13 protein-coding genes are annotated in these 16,037 nt (G+C 66.6%); 7 read left to right on the top strand and 6 right to left on the bottom strand.

Annotated elements, in window-relative coordinates:
• Positions 1 to 820: 820 nt before the first annotated feature.
• The 5 genes from AAHM41_RS15585 to AAHM41_RS15565 form a co-directional block, all read right to left on the bottom strand.
• Positions 821 to 1,249 carry a hypothetical protein gene (locus tag AAHM41_RS15585; protein ID WP_342237472.1) on the bottom strand — a complete coding sequence of 143 codons (429 nt, stop codon included), beginning with the start codon at positions 1,247 to 1,249 and terminating at the stop codon, positions 821 to 823.
• A 56-nt stretch (positions 1,250 to 1,305) separates the two neighbouring features.
• Entirely contained in the window at positions 1,306 to 1,878 is a 573-nt protein-coding gene (locus tag AAHM41_RS15580) for a PqiC family protein (RefSeq protein ID WP_342237471.1), read from the bottom strand.
• On the bottom strand, positions 1,875 to 3,578 hold the full coding sequence (locus tag AAHM41_RS15575) for a PqiB family protein (RefSeq protein ID WP_342237470.1): 1,704 nt from the start codon (positions 3,576 to 3,578) through the stop codon (positions 1,875 to 1,877). The genes AAHM41_RS15580 and AAHM41_RS15575 overlap by 4 nt, the downstream gene beginning before the upstream one ends.
• Positions 3,571 to 4,821: a paraquat-inducible protein A gene (locus tag AAHM41_RS15570; protein ID WP_342237469.1), complete on the bottom strand. Its 1,251-nt coding sequence runs from the start codon at positions 4,819 to 4,821 to the stop codon at positions 3,571 to 3,573. The genes AAHM41_RS15575 and AAHM41_RS15570 overlap by 8 nt, the downstream gene beginning before the upstream one ends.
• Before the next feature lie 292 nt (positions 4,822 to 5,113).
• The gene (locus AAHM41_RS15565; protein ID WP_342237468.1) at positions 5,114 to 5,722 is read right to left on the bottom strand and encodes a TetR/AcrR family transcriptional regulator; all 609 of its coding nucleotides are present in this window, start codon (positions 5,720 to 5,722) and stop codon (positions 5,114 to 5,116) included.
• Between the two features lie 153 nt (positions 5,723 to 5,875).
• Here AAHM41_RS15565 and AAHM41_RS15560 point away from each other — a divergent pair, with 153 nt between their 5' ends.
• The 7 genes from AAHM41_RS15560 to AAHM41_RS15530 all read left to right on the top strand — a co-directional run bounded on the left by AAHM41_RS15560 (position 5,876) and on the right by AAHM41_RS15530 (position 14,090).
• On the top strand, positions 5,876 to 6,955 hold the full coding sequence (locus AAHM41_RS15560; RefSeq protein ID WP_342237467.1) for an efflux RND transporter periplasmic adaptor subunit: 1,080 nt from the start codon (positions 5,876 to 5,878) through the stop codon (positions 6,953 to 6,955).
• The gene (locus tag AAHM41_RS15555; protein ID WP_342237466.1) at positions 6,955 to 10,050 is read left to right on the top strand and encodes an efflux RND transporter permease subunit; all 3,096 of its coding nucleotides are present in this window, start codon (positions 6,955 to 6,957) and stop codon (positions 10,048 to 10,050) included. The genes AAHM41_RS15560 and AAHM41_RS15555 overlap by 1 nt, the downstream gene beginning before the upstream one ends.
• A gap of 54 nt (positions 10,051 to 10,104) precedes the next feature.
• Complete coding sequence (locus tag AAHM41_RS15550; RefSeq protein ID WP_342237465.1) at positions 10,105 to 11,379, top strand: patatin-like phospholipase family protein; 1,275 nt, start codon at positions 10,105 to 10,107, stop codon at positions 11,377 to 11,379.
• Between the two features lie 31 nt (positions 11,380 to 11,410).
• Entirely contained in the window at positions 11,411 to 12,202 is a 792-nt protein-coding gene (locus tag AAHM41_RS15545; RefSeq protein ID WP_342237464.1) for an acetoacetate decarboxylase, read from the top strand.
• Positions 12,199 to 13,020, top strand: coding sequence for a 3-hydroxybutyrate dehydrogenase (locus AAHM41_RS15540; protein ID WP_342237463.1), 822 nt, complete (start codon positions 12,199 to 12,201; stop codon positions 13,018 to 13,020). Before AAHM41_RS15545 ends, AAHM41_RS15540 begins: the two co-directional genes overlap by 4 nt.
• Before the next feature lie 55 nt (positions 13,021 to 13,075).
• On the top strand, positions 13,076 to 13,228 hold the full coding sequence (locus AAHM41_RS15535) for a hypothetical protein (protein ID WP_342237462.1): 153 nt from the start codon (positions 13,076 to 13,078) through the stop codon (positions 13,226 to 13,228).
• Positions 13,229 to 13,463: 235 nt separating this feature from the next.
• Positions 13,464 to 14,090 (top strand): DUF1003 domain-containing protein, encoded by a 627-nt coding sequence (locus AAHM41_RS15530; protein WP_342237461.1) that lies wholly within the window; start codon positions 13,464 to 13,466, stop codon positions 14,088 to 14,090.
• 137 nt (positions 14,091 to 14,227) lie between these two features.
• Here AAHM41_RS15530 and AAHM41_RS15525 read toward each other — a convergent pair whose 3' ends face one another.
• The gene (locus AAHM41_RS15525; RefSeq protein WP_342237460.1) at positions 14,228 to 15,847 is read right to left on the bottom strand and encodes an ABC transporter ATP-binding protein/permease; all 1,620 of its coding nucleotides are present in this window, start codon (positions 15,845 to 15,847) and stop codon (positions 14,228 to 14,230) included.
• Between the last annotated feature and the right edge of the window lie 190 nt (positions 15,848 to 16,037).

The raw sequence follows: 16,037 nt of genomic DNA, 5'->3' as shown, positions 1-16,037 counted from the left end.
CTAGGCCGCTTCCTAGATCGGGCCAAGTACGAGTAGTGCTAGAAGTGCTCTAAAATCAACGTCCGAGAATGGCTTGCTCAAAAGAGGCTTGCTCGAATGCGCATCGGCTATCCGGTCAGGTGCCTCAGAGGTTATGAAGGCGTACGGAATTCGACGGCGCGCGAGTATGTCCGCCACTGGATAGCTTAGCGCGCCATCAAGCAAGTGTACGTCGAGAACCGCGGCGTCGAGAGGTTGCGACGCTGCGATGGAGCAGGCGTCGCTCAACCGCGCGACTGGTCCAACAACTTGGTATCCGGCGTCGCTCGCAAAGCTAGCCAACAATATCGCAATCCACGCGTCGTCTTCGACGATCAGCAGTCTCTGACGTTGATCGTCCATGACGGCGGCACCATAGCCATTTCACCACAATTAACGCATGTCATATTCGGACGTTCCAACCATGGCCTCGGTCTTCCGCTTGCGCCCTTCCCCGCCGGCGCAGTCAGGCGGGACCGCGCCATGAGCAGTCGTAGCGCCGCCGTTCCAAGACCCGCCAGGAACCAGGCCGGCAGGGTTCGGCCCTTTCCGGGCTGCTGAATGACCGCTTCGAGAGAGACCGGGCGCCCCGGTCGCGGCGCCAGCTAAGCAACGCGCGATCGGGACGATAATCGCGCATCGTTGCGCGTCGCTGACGCTGCTGGATCGCCGTTAGAGGTGCCAAGGCCGCGAAGAATGGGCGGGAAGGAGAGCCCGACGCTCCCAGCAGCCGCAGCGCTGACAGCTCAAGCCGTACCTCAGAGTCCGAAAGGTACGAGAGCCCGTCTTGGAATAGGTTGGATTACCCCGTCAGCTCCGCACGACAGGACTGCGTGAAATCGCGCAGGATGTCGTGAGCGCCTTTGTCCCAGGCCGGCTCCTTCAGTTCGTCCGGGGGAAGCCCGTAGGTCTCGACAAGCCGGTCCAGCACCGCCTCGGCGGCCCCGATCGTGCGGGGCGTCGCGAAGAGCCGGAGCTTGTTGAGAGTGGCGTACAAGGGAACCAGCTTGGCCGGGTCGTCGAGATGATCCTGCAACAGAGCATCGCCGTAGACCTTCGACGCCTGCTCGATGAATTCGCCGAACAGCCGTTCGCGGCGCGACGCTTCTTTGCTCAACCGATCCGCATGGTCCTGGTGGCGTTGCGTGAGCCAGGTCGTGGCAAAGGATGCCGTAGCGCCGATCGCGGAGCCGGCGAGCGCCGACAAGGCTGAGATGTAGGCTGTGTCCATATCCGTGCTGCCGTTTTCGTCCTTCTCTTTTGTCCGATAGACACATCGCCGCGTCTCTATATGGCGCGCCTTGCGATCTGGTCGGCAAGCCCGGCAACGGCCTCGCTCATCGCGCGGACCTTGGCGGCGGTGCTGTCCTCGGCCGGACGGCGGGTGATGCGGGCGGCCTCGGTGGTCGGCCGGCCGCCAGTCTTGCGCCGCACGCGCCATTGCGCCTCCAGAACGATGGTGCCGTCGGGATCGGGATCCAGGCGACCGAGCGTCACTTCGACCGTCAGCGCCTCGTCGCCCGAGAGGGTGCGGCTGGCGGTGACGATCGAACCGGCCGGGAGGCGCTGAGCCAAGTCGTCGGCCAGCACCCGCTGCGCCATGTTGGCCAGGGGTTCGCCCCAGCGCTCGAACTCGTCGAGGCCGAGCTCGACTGTGCCGGAGCGGCGGACGATCTGCGGTCGGTCGAGGTATTTCGGGATCTCGACTACCGCCACCGAGGCCGCCATTGGCCGCCCTGTGGTGGCTGTGCCGGGCACCGTCGCCAGCGTGTAGACCCTGGGCGGCGGCGAGGAGCAGGCGGCTGGTGCCGCCACAGCCGCCAGGAGCAGGGCGCGGCGGGACAGGAGGGGCAGGGTCATTCGGTCAGTCCTTTGCCTCGGATCAGCGCCTCGGGGTGCTGCTCGAGATAGTCGGTCAGCACGCGGGCGGAGCGCAGCGTGTCCTCGCCCTGCCCTATCAGGCGGGTCAGGTCGCGCTTGAAGAGGGAATCGGCGCCATAGCCGCGATCGATCGAGCCAACGGCACCGCTCAGCTGCCGCACGGCCTGCTGTGCGCTGGCGAGGAGCGGCGGCAGCTTCTCCATCGCCGGGCGGAGATCGGTGTTGGCCTGGGTCAGGAGCGTTTGTGCCGACGCCAGCGCCCCGGCGAGCGAGCGCAGCGACTCCGTGATCTCCGGCGATGCGGCCAGGGTTTCGAACGACTTCAATGTGGCGTTCGCCTGGTCGACCAGCTTGTCGAGCGGCAGCGCCGAGACCTTGTCGAGAATGCCGTTGATCGAGCGCATGGCGCTATCGAGCGGCGCCGGGATGCTCGGGATCACCGGATAGCGGTCGCCTGTGCCCAGCTCCGCCGGGGTGGCGCCGGGAATCATATCCAGCGCCACGACCGTCTGCCCGGTGATCAGGTTGGCGGTCTTGAGCTGCGCCCGCAGCCCGCGCCGGACCAGCGCCGCGAGTTGCTCGCCACTGCCATCATCCGGGTTGCCGCCGACCACCTCGAAGCGCTGCGGCTCGATCTCGATTGTCACCGGGATGCGGGCCATGCCGGCGGCGATGTCGTATTGCAGCCGGATATCTGTGACTTGGCCGATCTTCAGACCGCGCCATTCGACCGGGGCGCCCGGCGCCAGGCCGCCGACCGAACCGTCGAAATACACCAGATAGGGCAGGCGGATCGTGTACTGCGCCTCATCGACGCTCTGCTGGTCCTTGTAAAACGGGAAGGCGGTGCCCGCCTCGGCCGGCCCGCCGGTGCGGGCGGTGGCCGGGGTGTCGAAGGCAATTCCGCCCGCCAGCACCGCCTCCAGGGATTCGAATTGGAGCTTGAAGCCCTGTGGCCCAGTGGTCAGCGAGATCCCGGCGGCGCTCCAGAACCGCGTGCCGGCATAGACCTGGCGGTCGTACGGCGCTCGGATGAAGGCATGGATGGTGACTCCGGCTCCGAGGTCGGTGGAGTCGAAGCCCATCACTTGGCCGACCTGGACGTCGCGGAAGTAGATCGGCGAGCCGGGTCCGACCGAGCCGATCCGGTCGGCGGTCAGCAGGAATTCGGTGCCCGGCACGTCGGCCCGCACCACCGGCGGGTCCTCCAGCCCGGTGAAGTGCCGCTCGCTCGCCCCTGGGCCGGGGTCGAGCTCGATAGAGGCGCCGGACAGGATCGTGCTCAATCCAGACACGCCGCCGGCGGAGAGCCGCGGCCGCACCACCCAGAAGCGGGTACCCTGGCTCAGATGCGGCGCCGCCTCCTTGGTCATCTCTGCGGTGACCTCGACATGGCTGAGGTCGTCGGACAGGGCGATGCTCTTGACTGTTCCGAACACCACCTCCTTGTGCTTGATCAGGGTCTTGCCGGCCTCGAGCCCGTCCGCCGTCTGGAAACGGATGGTGATGGTCGGCCCCTTCTCGGAGACGGTGACCCAGGCGAGATAGAGCCCCACCAGCGCCGCCACGATCGGCACCAGCCAGATCGCAGGCAAGCGGCGCCGGCGGTCGATGCGAGGAGCCGGGTGCGCCGGCACGGGCGGTTCCGGCGTGGCGGTGTCGCGGAGTGTATCAACCATGGTTCTGTCGTGCCGCGTCCCACATCAGGCGCGGATCGAAGGTCATGGCGGCAATCATGGTGACGATGACCACCGCGGCGAAGGAGACGGCCCCGATCCCCGGCTCGATCGTCGCCAGCGCACCGAGCTGCACAAGGGCCACCAGGATCGAGATCATGAAGATGTCGATCATCGACCAGCGGCCGACCGCCTCGACGATGCGGTAGAGCATGGTGCGGTTGCGGAGCTGCCCGGTCTTGCCGCGCTGGGTGGTGATCAGCAGGTAGATCAGCCCGGCCAACTTCAACACCGGCACCGTGATCGAGGCGAAGAACACCAGCAGCGCCAGCGGCCACATGCCGGCATCGGCCAAGGCGACCACGCCGCTCATGATGGTGTCGGGCTCGCCGCTGCCCAGCGAGATCACCGTCATCACCGGGAAGATGTTGGCCGGGATGTAGAGGGTGATCGCGGCGACAACGAGCGCCCAGGTGCGGGTCAGGCTCTCCGGCCGCCGCTGGTGCACGGCCGCTCTGCAGCGCGGGCAGGCGCCGGGGCTGGCGGGCGGCAGGTTCGAGACCAGGCCGCAGCCGTGGCAGAGGCAGGCCGGGCGGCGCGGATCGACCAGCGGCGGGGGCGCCACCAGGCCGCGGCGCTCGAATTCCCGCCACACCGTCTCGGTGTCCAGGCTGGTGCCGGCGGCGATGATCGCCAGCATCAGCCCGCCGACCGAATAGAGGCCGGGGCCGACCACGATGGAGGCGAGATCGATCAGCTTCACATAAGCGACGAAGACGCCGAGCATGTAGACCTCGACCATCGCCCATGGGCCGAACAGGTCGGCCCAGCGGTAGAGCCACGGCAGCCAGCGCGGCGGGCGCTGGAGGCGCTGGAGGCGCAGGCCGCCCAGCACCAGGATCAGCAGGCCGAGCCGCAGCCCAGGAGCGACCAGCATGGTCAACGCCACCACCGCCGCCAGCTCCCACAGCCCTTGCTGGTACAGCGCGAAGACCCCCGTGACCAGGCTGGCGCTCTGCACCCGGCCGGAGATCTCCAGCGAGATGAAGGGCAGGAAGTTCGCCATCAGGAACAGCACCAGCCCGGCGCAGGCATAGGCGAAGGCGTGGTCCAGCGAGCTGGCGCGGAACCTGTGCAGCGTCGCGCCGCAGCGGACGCAGCGGGCCGCGGTGCCGTCCGGCAGCGCCGGCACGGCGTGCCGCAGCCCGCATTCATGGCATTCCATCAGCCGATCAGGTCCGGACATGATCAAGGGCGCCCGGCTCTGATCGGGCCAACAAACTGTGTGGCGGTTCAGCTTCGTATCCTCCAGCACGACGACGGCGGCGCCCCGGGGCGTGGTACGAGACAGCCTCTCGCACCACGGGCGAGCCCATCGACGCGCTCTCTCCTGCAGGGCTGGCTGCCCGATCTAGTCCCGATGAACGCGCGTCATCGCGTCTATCCCGCCTGGACGAAGCGCCGGTGCAGACCGACGCCGGGCTGCCGGCCTTCCGATGTCGCCTGGGTCTTCATGGCGCCTGTTCGAATGACGACGATCACGTCTTCGGCTTGCAGGCAGGAGCCACGCCGAGGGCCCGCAGCGCGGCGTCGAGCGCCTGGCGGGCAAGGTCCGGCGCAGGCCGCCGCTCGAGGCTGCCGTGGACGACCTGAAGCCAGATGCCGATGACGATGTCGGCCGCCAGGTCCGCGTCCTGCACGGCCAGGAGTCCCCGGGCGATCGCCTCTGCGACGTCGCCCCTGACATTCGCGCGGATCCCCCGGCCGGGCGCAGCAGCGATCTGAGCACCGCGGACCACGAGCCGCGCCCAGACGGGGTCGTCAATCGCCTTCTCCAGGAGCTTGGTGAAGCCGAAGGACAGGCGCGCGAGGGGATCCGGCTGATCGAGCCTGGATGGCGCCATGAGCTCGTCGAAGCTCTCGGCGAGCTGCGCGCCCACCGCCGCGACCAGCTCCTCGACGCTCTGGAAGTGATAGTAGAACGTCCCCTTGGCGACGCCCGCGGCCTCGACGACGGCATCCACCGTGAGCGCCTCAGGTGGCCGTTCCGCCAGAAGAATGGTGCCGGCCTCCAGGATCTGCGCCCGGGTCCTGGCCCGCTTCTCCCGGCCGATCTCTGCCCTGCGTGCCAGATCAATCTTCGCCATCAGCCACCCACTCCGCTCGATCCGCGAAATTTCGAATTGACGATATAGTCGAATTGAACTAGATAGTCAATCCGAGATCGGCCGGCGTGATCGCCTGCCCTCCAACATCGCCCACTCCCCTGCAACTCGACCCTATTCCGGTGGAAGGCTTCCATGCGCCTCGCATCAGGTCCGTTCGTCTGCGCCTGCATCGCCTGCGTGGTCATCGCGGGCTGTAATGAAGAGAAGAGCTCCCCACCCGCCGCACCGCGGCCGGCGAGGATCGTCGAGGTGACGCCCCACAATCTCGGCTTGGTTGCCCAAGGCGCTGGCCGCATCCAGCCGCGCTATGTGAGCCGGGTCGGCTTCCAGGTGGATGGCCGCCTCGTCTCCCGCGACGTCGATGTCGGCGACCTCGTCAAGAAGGGCCAGAAACTCGCCCAGATCAGCGCCGTCGACTATCAGAGCAAGGTGGCCGCCGCCGAAGCCGACCTCGCTGCGGCCAGGGCCGCTGTCGACCAGGCGACGCCACAAGAGGCGCGCTACCGCACCCTGCTCGCGCAGGGCTGGGCGACCCGCGCCGCTTACGAGAACACGCTCAAGGTCCTGCAGAGCGCCCAGGCCCAGGTGCAGTCGGCCGAAGCCAATCTGCGCATCGCGCAGAACCAGCTGGGCTATACCGAGCTTCTGGCGCCTGACGACGGCGTGGTGACGGCGACCTACGCCGACCCGGGCCAGGTCGTGTCGGCGGGCCAGACTGTTGTCGAGATCTCCACGAATGCCGAGCGCGAGGCGGTCTTCGCCGTCGCCGGCGCGGATGTCGCCCATGCGAAGCCCGGCATGGCGGTCAAGGTCTGGCTGCAGGGCCGGCCCGACATCGCGGTCACCGGCTCGATCCGGGAGATCTCGCCCGAGGCCGACAGTTCGACCGGCACCTACACCGTGAAGGTGGCGCTGCCGTCGCCGCCGCCGGAGATGCGCCTGGGCGCCGTCGTCGTCGGGCGCGCCGAGGTCGAAGGCCAGGAGGTCGTCAGCCTGCCCCCCTCCGCGCTGCTGCAGTCGGGAGACGGGCCGCAGGTCTGGGTGGTGGGTCAGGACGGCAAGGTGCACCGCCGGGCGGTCGGGCTCCTCGAATTCGATGCCGGCGCCGTCGTCATCGGCCACGGCCTGTCGGCCGGCGAGAAGGTCGTGACCGCCGGCGTCAATGCGCTGGCCGAAGGCGAGCCGGTGAAGCCCGAGACGGAGGTCGAGTGATGGGGCGCTTCAATCTTTCGGAATGGGCGGTTCACAACAAGTCCATCGTCGTCTTCCTCATGCTGCTCTGCAGCATCGCGGGTATCCGCGCCTATGAGGGGCTCGGCCGCCAGGAGGACCCCGACTTCTCGGTGCAGACCATGGTGGTCCAGGTCTCCTGGCCGGGCGCCACCGCCCTCGACACGCTCAATCAGGTGACCGACCGGATCGAGAAGAAGCTCGAGGAGACGCCGAACCTCGACTACATCAAGAGCTACACCAAGCCCGGCCAGGCGACCGTCTTCGTCTATCTGAAGGAATCGACGCCGAAGAGCGAGATCCCGGAGCTCTGGTACCAGATCCGCAAGAAGGTCAGCGACATCAAGGCCACCCTGCCGCAGGGCGTGGTCGGGCCGTTCTTCAACGACGAGTTCGGCGACGTCTTCGGCATCGTCTACGGCATCACCTATGACGGCTTCACGCCGCGGCAGGCGCGCGACTTCGCCGAGACCGCCCGGGCCGAGTTCCTGCGCTCGCCGGATGTCGGCAAGGTCGAGATCTTCGGCGACCAGGACGAGAAGATCTATCTCAACTTCTCGCCGCAGAAGCTCGCCAACCTCAAGCTCAGCTTCGACGACGTGCTCGCGGCCGTGGCCCGGCAGAACGCGGTGGTGCCCTCCGGCGTCATCAACACACCGGGCGAGAACGTGCTCGTCGACGTCACCGGCGCCCTGCTGACGCCGGAGAGCATCGCCGGCCTCAACCTCTGGATCAACGGGCATTTCTACAAGCTGAGCGACATTGCCGAGATCCAGCACGGCTACAGCGACCCGCCGACCAAGATGTTCCGCGTCAACGGCAAGCCGGCGATCGGCATCGGCGTCAACATGCGCTCAGGCGGCAACAACCTGACCTTCGGCCAGGGCCTGCACGAGGCGGCGGAGCGTCTGACGCAGCGCTTCCCGGTCGGCATCGAGCTCAACCTCGTCTCGGACCAGCCCGAGGTGGTGCGCGAGGCCATCGGCGGCTTCACCGAGGCCCTGATCGAGGCGGTCGTCATCGTCCTCGCGGTGAGCTTCGTCAGCCTCGGCGTCAGGGCCGGGATCGTCGTCTCGCTGTCGATCCCCCTCGTGCTCGCGATCGTCTTCGTCGGCATGGAGGCGACGGGCATCAGCCTGCAGCGCATCTCCCTGGGCGCGCTGATCATCGCCCTCGGCCTGCTGGTCGACGACGCCATGATCACCATCGAGATGATGATCTCGAAGATCGAGGAGGGCATGGAGAAGATCAAGGCTGCGACCTTCGCCTTTACCCACACCGCCTTTCCCATGCTGACCGGCACGCTGGTCACCATCTTCGGCTTCCTGCCGGTCGGCTTCGCCGACAACAACACCGGGCAGTACACCTTCTCGCTGTTCGCCGTCGTCGCCATGGCGCTCGTGGCCTCGTGGTTCGTGGCCGTCATCTTCGCGCCGGTGATCGGCCTGTCCGTGCTGCCCGCGCGTATGAAGGCGCACAGCGCCGCCGGCCCGGGCCGCTTCATGCGCGCCTTCGGCAGCGCGCTCCAGTTCGGCATGCAGCACCGCTGGCTGACGATCGCCGTCTCGCTCGCCGCCTTCGGCCTGTCCGTCTACGGCCTGGGCTTTGTTCCGCAGCAGTTCTTCCCGGCCTCGAACCGGCCGGAGCTCCTTCTGACGACGACCCTGCCGAAGAACGCCTCGATCGCGGCGACCCTGGCGCAGACGGAACGGCTGGAGAAGGTGCTGGCGAACGACCCCGACATCGCCCGCTTCTCCTCCTATGTCGGCGGCGGCGCGATCCGCTTCTACCTGCCGCTCGACGTCCAGCTCGACAACGACTTCATGGCGGAGACCGTGGTCGTCGCCAAGGACCTCGAGGCCCGCGATCGGGTCAAGGCCAGGCTCGAGCGGCTGTTCGCCGAGGAGTTCCCCGACACCGTCGCCCGGGTCTCCCGCCTCGAGCTCGGGCCGCCCGTGGGCTGGCCGGTGCAATACCGGGTCAGCGCGCCGACCACCGACGAGGCGCGGCACTATGCCGAAAAGGTCGCGGACGTGCTGCGTGCCTCCGGCCTTGTCCGCCACGTCAATTATGACTGGGCCGAGAAGAGCAAGGCCCTGCGCATCGTCGTCGACCAGGATCGCGTCCGCCAGGCAGGGCTCAGCTCGACGCAGCTCTCTCTCGCGCTCAACCGGGTGATCAGCGGCGCGACGGTCACGCAGGTCCGCGACTCGATCTATCTCGTCGACGTCGTGGCACGGGCGGAGGCGGGCGAGCGGTCGAGCGTCGAAGCCTTGCGCAACCTCCAGATCACGACACCGATGGGCGCCTCGGTGCCGCTGCGCGAGCTGGCGCGGATCGACTACGACCTGGAGGAGGGCTATGTCTGGCGCCGCGGCCGCCTGCCCACCATCACCGTGCAGGCGGAGCCGCTGCCCGGGATGGAGCCGTCGCTGGTGAACCAGCGCATCGCCGCCGCGATCGACGGCGTGCGCGCATCGATGCCGGCGGGCACGTTGCTCGAGGTCGGCGGCTCGGTCGAGAAGAGCGCGCAGAGCAACGCCGCCCTGGCTGCGCAGGTGCCGCTCATGATCGCGCTCATGCTCACCGTGCTCATGGTGCAGCTGAAGAGCTTCCGCCTGGTGGCGCTGGTGATCAGCGTCGCGCCGCTCGGGCTCATCGGCGTCGTCCTGGCGCTGCTCCCCACCGGCACGCCGATGGGCTTCATCGCGATCCTCGGCACCGTCGCCCTGGCCGGCATGATCATCCGCAACTCGGTGATCCTGGTCGAGCAGATCGAGCACGAACGGGCGCGGGGCGTCGATGCCTGGGACGCGGTGATCGACGCGACCAGGCACCGGTTCCGGCCGATCATGCTGACGGCGGCCGCGGCCATCCTCGGCATGGTCCCGATCATGCACGACGTGTTCTGGGGGCCGATGGCCTATGCCATCGTCGGCGGCCTCGCCATCGCCACCGTGCTCACCCTCGTCTTCCTGCCGGCCCTCTATGTCGCCGTCAACGGCATCCGGGAGAAGGACGACCCGAGCGCCGAGCATGAGCCGGCCACTGCACCCAGCCCCGTCCCTCAGCACTGACGGCAGCGGTGATGCAACCTCGATCCTTGCAGCCTTCGTTCCTTGGAGATGACCATGCCTGATGGATCATCGGCGCCGGCGGCCGTGCGTCGGCCACCCGCACCATCGCCCCGACGCTCTTCCCGCCCGCCCTTCGACTGCATCGCTCTCCTGCTGCAGTGCGGCGGCGCGCTCGGTTCCTACCAAGCCGGCGTCTATGAGGCGCTGGCGGACGCCGGGCTGCATCCCGACTGGGTCGCCGGCATCTCGATCGGCGCCGTTAACGCCGCGATCATCGCCGGCAATGCGCCCGACGAGCGGGTCGCGCAGCTTCGGACGTTCTGGGAGGAGATCAGCGCCAACCCGCTCCTCGACTGGGCGCTCGCCTGCGACGCGTTGGTCCCGAAGGGCGATGCGGCGCGCGGCCTGCTCAACCAGATCAGCGCGACCTGGGCACTGTTCGGCGGCGCCCCAGGGTTCTTCGCCCCCCGGCAGCTCTTCCCATGGCTGCATCCGGCCGGCACGCTGGAGGCGATCGGCGGCGCCCCAGGGTTCTTCGCCCCCCGGCAGCTCTTCCCATGGCTGCATCCGGCCGGCACGCTGGAGGCGACCAGCTGGTACGAGACGAAGCACCTCAAGGCGACGCTCGAGCGGCTTGTCGACTTCGGGCGCATCAATTCCGGCGAGATGCTCTTCAGCGTCGGCGCGGTCAATGTGCGCACCGGCAACCTCGTCTGCTTCGACAACACGACCCACATCATCCGTCCCGAGCATGTGATGGCGAGCGGCGCCCTGCCGCCCGGCTTCCCGCCCGTCGAGATCGAAGGCGAGTTCTACTGGGACGGCGGTCTGATCTCGAACACGCCGCTGCAATGGGTCGTCGAGTCCGCCCCGCGCCAGGACACGCTCGCCTTCCAGGTGGATCTGTGGAGCGCGCAGGGCGACCTGCCGCGCAACCTCGCCGAGGTCACGACGCGGCAGAAGGAGATCCAGTATTCCAGCCGGACCCGCGCCAACACCGATCAGTTCAAGAGCGTGCAGCGCCTGCGCTCGGCGCTGGGAAGCCTGCTGTCGAAGCTGCCTCAGGATCTGCGTGAGACCGACGAGGCCAGGCTTCTGAGCCGGGAGGCCGATCAGAAGGCCTACAACCTCGTGCACCTCATCTATCGCGCCCGGACCTATGAGGGGCACTCCAAGGACTACGAGTTCTCGCGCCTCACCATGATGGAGCATTGGCGCGCCGGCCGTCACGACGCCGTCCGGACGCTGCGCCACCCCGAGGTGCTGGAGCGGCCCGATACGCCCGACGGCGTCTTCACCTTCGATCTCGCCCGGCACGGGCGCGAATGATCGCCTTTCCCAGCACAGGACGGAACAAATCATGAGAGAGGACGAGGTGCGCGAGCGCGCCTTCTCGATGCCGCTGACGAGCCCGGCCTTCCCGCCTGGCCCCTACCGCTTCGTGGACCGCGAATATCTGATCATCACCTACCGGACCGAACCGGCCCGGCTCAGGGCCCTCGTCCCGGAGCCACTCGAGGTGGACGCGCGCCAGCCGCTGGTGAAATACGAGTTCATCCGCATGCCGGACTCGACCGGCTTCGGCGACTACACGGAATCGGGCCAGGTCATCCCGGTCACCTTCCACGGACGTGCGGGCGCCTATTCGCATTGCATGTTCCTCAATGACGAGCCGCCCATCGCCGGCGGACGCGAGCTCTGGGGCTTCCCGAAGAAGCTGGCGAACCCGTCGCTGCGCACCGAGGTCGACGCCCTGGTCGGCACGCTCGACTACGGCCCCGTGCGGGTCGCCACCGGCACCATGGGCTACAAGCACCGGCCGGCCGATCGCGCCGCCGTCCTCGCCGCGCTGCAGGAGCCCAACTTCCTGCTCAAGATCATTCCCCATGTCGACGGCACGCCGCGCATCTGCGAGCTCGTCGAGTACCGTCTCGAGGATGTCGCCCTGAAGGGCGCCTGGACCGGCCCGGCGGCACTCGACCTCACCTCGCACGCGCTGGCGCTGCTCGCGGAGCTGCCGGTGCTGGAGGTCGTCTCGGCCGTCCATCTCGTCGCCGACCTGACGCTGGGGCTCGGCAAGGTCGCGCACGACTATCTGGCAACACCGCACCGTCAGACCGTGAAGGAAAGGACCTATGACTATGCAGCGTGACGTTCTGGACAGGGACGCGGCGAGCGCTGGCCGTCAGCTCCCGGCTGCAGGACAAGGTGGCCGTGATCACGGGGGCGGCGAGCGGCATCGGAAAGGAGATCGCGCTCACCTTCGCCCGCGAGGGCGCCAGGGTGGTCATCGCCGACCTCGACCGCGACAGGGCCGAGGCCGCCGCCTGCGACATCGATTCGAGCGGACGGCGCGCGATCGGCGTCGCCATGGATGTCACCAGTGAAGAGCAGGTCGAGGCCGGCATGTCGCGCGCGATCGAGGCCTTCGGGGGCATCGACGTCCTGATCAGCAATGCCGGCATCCAGATCGTCGCGCCCCTCGTCGAGTTCGAATTCGCCCAGTGGCGGAAGCTGATGAACATCCATCTGGACGGAGCCTTCCTGACCACGCGTGCCGCCCTGCGGCAGATGTACCGGCAGAAGAGCGGCAGCGTCATCTACATGGGCTCGGTGCACTCCAAGGAGGCCTCGCCGCTCAAGGCCCCCTATGTCACGGCCAAGCACGGCCTCATCGGCCTCGCCAAGGTGGTGGCCAGGGAAGGGGCCGCCCATGGCGTCCGCGCCAACGTGATCTGCCCCGGCTTCGTGCGCACGCCGCTGGTCGAGACACAGATCCCGGAGCAGGCGCGCGAGCTCGGCCTCTCCGAGGAGGAGGTCGTCCGGACGGTCACGCTGAAGCAGACCGTCGACGGCGAGTTCACCACGGTTGCGGACGTGGCCGAAACCGCCACCTTCCTCGCCGCCTTTCCCTCGAATGCCCTCACCGGCCAGTCGATCGTCGTCAGCCACGGCTGGTCCATGCAGTAGCCGGGCGCTCGGGGGTCATGTGACGCTGCGGCTCCGCAGGAAGTCCGAGGATTGCATGCACTGGAACCTCCATGGTCCAATCCCGTACTCGGACGACATCCAGGCCCTCGTCGAGGAGCTTGAGAGACGCCACCGCCGGTCCGAGGACGTCGAGCACATCCTGGACGAAGGGCGTGGCTATCTGGCGCGGATGACGCGTTCGTCGTGACTATGGCCGTCCGGCCGCGGGAGAAGCGGCGGAACGACAAGCTGACCTCAAAGCCCTGACCACTTTCGTGTCTTGACCCCAACAGGTGACGCAAATGCCAATCCAGGAGACGAGCCCGCAGCCCGCATCACCAAAAAATCGGGACTCAGGCCACGCGAGGCAAAGCAGCACCACCCATCGCTGCCAAGTCTGCGGCAACCACTATACGGCTCACAGCGTACTGCCCGGAAGCTTGGTGCGCGACAAGATTGCCGCGGTAATCACCGCCCGCCTGCCCGGATGGACCTCGGCCGGATTTATCTGCCGCTCTTGCCTCAACGGATTCCGCGCCGAATTCGTCCGCAGCGAGATGGAAAAGGATCGCGGTGCGCTTTCCGCAATCGAGGAAAGGGTGGTGCGCAGCCTTCACGACGGCGCGCTGATAGCCGACAACCTCAACCAGGAATTCGACCGCTCGTTGACCTTTGGCGAGCGCATTTCCGATAATGTCGCCGAGTTCGGCGGCAGTTGGCGGTTTATCATAATATTCTTCGGGATAATGATCATCTGGATCGCGGCCAACAGTTTCCTTTTGTTGTTCCATCCTTTCGACCCCTACCCCTACATCCTCTTGAATCTGGTGTTGTCGCTATTGGCAGCAGTACAAGCGCCAATCATCCTGATGAGCCAGAACCGGCAGGAGGCGCGTGACCGGATGCGCGCCGAAAGCGACTACAAGGTCAACCTGAAGGCCGAGCTCGAGGTGCGCGCGGTCGGTGAAAAGCTCGACCAGCTGGTCCATCACCAATGGGCGCACCTCCTCGAAATCCAGCAGATCCAGATCGAGATGATTGAGGATATGATGGAGCGAAGGACCAAGTAGTCGCGTCATCCCTGGCCCCGCCGCATCAACCTCGGCTTGACCCCGAGCCTCCGCTACTGGGTGGGCCGGCTGGGGGCTCTGAATCGGCATCGGGTCCCGACGCCATGCCGAATTTCAATCTGTAGCGCGGCCTGTCGTCACGGCCGGCTTTCCGTCCAAGTCCAGCGGCCGTCCTCCCCGCACTCAAGGACCGCATCGAAAAGGTCGGGCGAGGCAACGGCCTCCCCGTTGACAACGTAGGTGATCGACTTCTCGGAACACAGGCGCAGAGCCTTGTCGACCTGGCTGGATCCCAACGCCGTGCCGATTCGGTCGAGACACACAAATCGTGGCGCTGCAAGGAGGACACTGACCAGGGCCAGGAGTTGCTGCTCGCGCAGCGAAAGCATCGTGACCCAATCCTGTTCCGTATCGAGGCCGCCCGATCGGCTCAGAACCTGTTCGAGGTCGAGTTCGCGGAGCAGTCCGAGGATTTTGTCATCGGGACAGTCGGGACGGTGCGGTTCTCGCACGAGAACCTGCCGCAAGGTGCCGGGGGGCAGATAAGGCCGCTGTGCCAGAAAAAGGATGTTGCCGGGGACGGGGCGAATGATGCGCCCCTTCCCCGCCATCGTGATACCGGCCGTTGCCCTGAACAAAGCCACGCCGGGAGCATGGTTCGATCCTGCGATCAGAACGCGGGTCCCGGCCGGAATCGATACCGACAGGTCCTTGATCACGGGCTTGGCGTCGGGCGAGGAGCGCAATGTCAGGCCTTCGTAAGCAAGACCACCGTCCTTCTCGATGATCTCGATCGCCCCGGCGGCAGTTTGCGACTGCTCGATAGCATCCATCAGGGAACTGAGCCGTGCGACCACTGCGGCGAAGTTCGACAGCGACTGGAATTGGGTGACGATCAGGGAAAACGCGGCGATAAGCGCAGAAAACGCCATGGCCGACTGGGTTATCACACCGAATTCGATTTCTCCGTTGATGAAGGCCGGCGCGACGACCAACGCCGGAACGATCTGGATCAGCCAGTTGTAGCCGGTGGTAAAGAATCCCACGTTGCGATTGATGGCGGTGATCTTGCGGAAATTGGCGACCAGCTCCTCGAGCCGTCGCAGCAAACGCGCTATTTGTCGCCCCTCTCGGCGCGCCAGCATCACCGATTCGGCGTTCTGCTGGACATGAATGAGACCGGAGCGAAAGCTCGCCTCCTTGTCGAGTTGGTCGTAGTTCAATTTGATGAGCGGACGACCGAGGATGATCGTGAGGTACGATCCGCAGGCCGCATATAGGACAGCCACGACGAACAAAAGCGGACTGATCGACCACAGGACACCGGAGAACGCCACGATGGTGAAAGTGCCGTTGAGCCACATGAGGACGAAGGAGAGCGTGGTGGTCGTGAAAGCGCGAATGTCCTCGGCGATCCGCTGGTCTGGGTTGGCGAGCCCTCCGGAGACGTCCAGACGGTAATAGGCTGCATTGGCGAGGTAGAACTCGATCGCCCGCCGGGTGACGAATTCCCGCCAGAGCAGCCCGAGGCGTTCTTCGGCAAAACGGGCGATAACCGCAACGACGGTGGATGCTGCGAACACACCGATATAGAATACCGCCTGCCGCACGAACTCGGCCATGTTGCGATCCGTGATCGCGGTCATGAAGTTTCGGCCGACGTAGCTGTTGACGACGTTGAGGCCATTCACGCCGCACAGGAGCGCGACGAGACAGGCAAAGAGCAATCTCGCCTTCGATCCGACTTCGGAATGCATCAAATCCCGGACCACCTGTACGAAACGCGCTGCGGTGGCTCTGAAAGCTCTGAAGGGAGTCGATTGCTTATCCATGACATCCCTTGGGGAAGAATAAGCCCGAATCATCAGCGGGAGCAGCGCTGCCTACGCGGTCAACGCAATTGCAGTCGAATCGATCGAGCGCGATCTCCTGACGAACTGCCGCCGA

The sequence above is a fragment of the Inquilinus sp. OTU3971 genome (assembly GCF_038440215.1).
The sequence above is the reverse complement of the archived record's forward strand: the minus strand, read 5'-3'. Positions and strand labels throughout refer to the sequence as shown.

Coding starts and splice junctions, on each gene's coding strand:
- AAHM41_RS15575 (WP_342237470.1), bottom strand. CDS start 3,578: ATGGTTGATACACTCCGCGACACCGCCACGCCGGAACCGCCCGTGCCG.
- AAHM41_RS15560 (WP_342237467.1), top strand. CDS start 5,876: ATGCGCCTCGCATCAGGTCCGTTCGTCTGCGCCTGCATCGCCTGCGTG.
- AAHM41_RS15525 (WP_342237460.1), bottom strand. CDS start 15,847: ATGCATTCCGAAGTCGGATCGAAGGCGAGATTGCTCTTTGCCTGTCTC.
- AAHM41_RS15565 (WP_342237468.1), bottom strand. CDS start 5,722: ATGGCGAAGATTGATCTGGCACGCAGGGCAGAGATCGGCCGGGAGAAG.
- AAHM41_RS15585 (WP_342237472.1), bottom strand. CDS start 1,249: ATGGACACAGCCTACATCTCAGCCTTGTCGGCGCTCGCCGGCTCCGCG.
- AAHM41_RS15550 (WP_342237465.1), top strand. CDS start 10,105: ATGCCTGATGGATCATCGGCGCCGGCGGCCGTGCGTCGGCCACCCGCA.
- AAHM41_RS15555 (WP_342237466.1), top strand. CDS start 6,955: ATGGGGCGCTTCAATCTTTCGGAATGGGCGGTTCACAACAAGTCCATC.
- AAHM41_RS15545 (WP_342237464.1), top strand. CDS start 11,411: ATGAGAGAGGACGAGGTGCGCGAGCGCGCCTTCTCGATGCCGCTGACG.
- AAHM41_RS15570 (WP_342237469.1), bottom strand. CDS start 4,821: ATGTCCGGACCTGATCGGCTGATGGAATGCCATGAATGCGGGCTGCGG.
- AAHM41_RS15580 (WP_342237471.1), bottom strand. CDS start 1,878: ATGACCCTGCCCCTCCTGTCCCGCCGCGCCCTGCTCCTGGCGGCTGTG.
- AAHM41_RS15535 (WP_342237462.1), top strand. CDS start 13,076: ATGCACTGGAACCTCCATGGTCCAATCCCGTACTCGGACGACATCCAG.